The 517-nt window shown below is 49.9% G+C and carries 1 pseudogene; it reads right to left on the minus strand.

From position 1 onward, the window contains the following. Positions 1-227, minus strand: a pseudogene (locus tag OP495_RS18735) (integrase); the annotation flags it as partial. Between the last annotated feature and the right edge of the window lie 290 nt (positions 228-517).

The raw sequence follows: 517 nt of genomic DNA on the forward strand, positions 1-517 counted from the left end.
GATATCATATCTCCGTGAGAGACGTCTCGGACATGCAATGCGACCAAATCGCAGGCTCTTAGCTTGCTATCAATGGCTAGTTCAAACAGCGCCAAGTCACGTTGTCTATTATTGAGTTGAAGCCTGACACGAATAGCCCAAACGTCTTTCAATCGGAGTGGGTGCTTTTGGCCAACCAGCTTGCCCTTGTTCCACGGGGAGTGATGTTTTTCAGAGGGAGTGTTCATGGGGCGCTCTCCTAGGGTCAAATCTCTAGGATGGCCCAAAATGCTTCTGTCATTATTGATTAAGGGTAATTGATGTTTTCCGAATTCCTATTTTAGAGAATTATGATTGTCCGCTTTTGGCCGTTAGCCGCCAGCAGCCAAAAATAAATGATGCCGCGAATAGCCGGCGCCACTCCGTTGGGGTGGCACCGGCTTTATGTCGTGACGCGCTGTCACAGATACCCCAGCTGCGCAAAGGATTCAGATCGCTCGCTCCCGACGACCACTTGTTCGATCACGCGTATTTCCAG

Origin of the sequence: Chromohalobacter sp. 296-RDG, from assembly GCF_029889885.1 — a bacterium.
GTDB lineage: Bacteria > Pseudomonadota > Gammaproteobacteria > Pseudomonadales > Halomonadaceae > Chromohalobacter.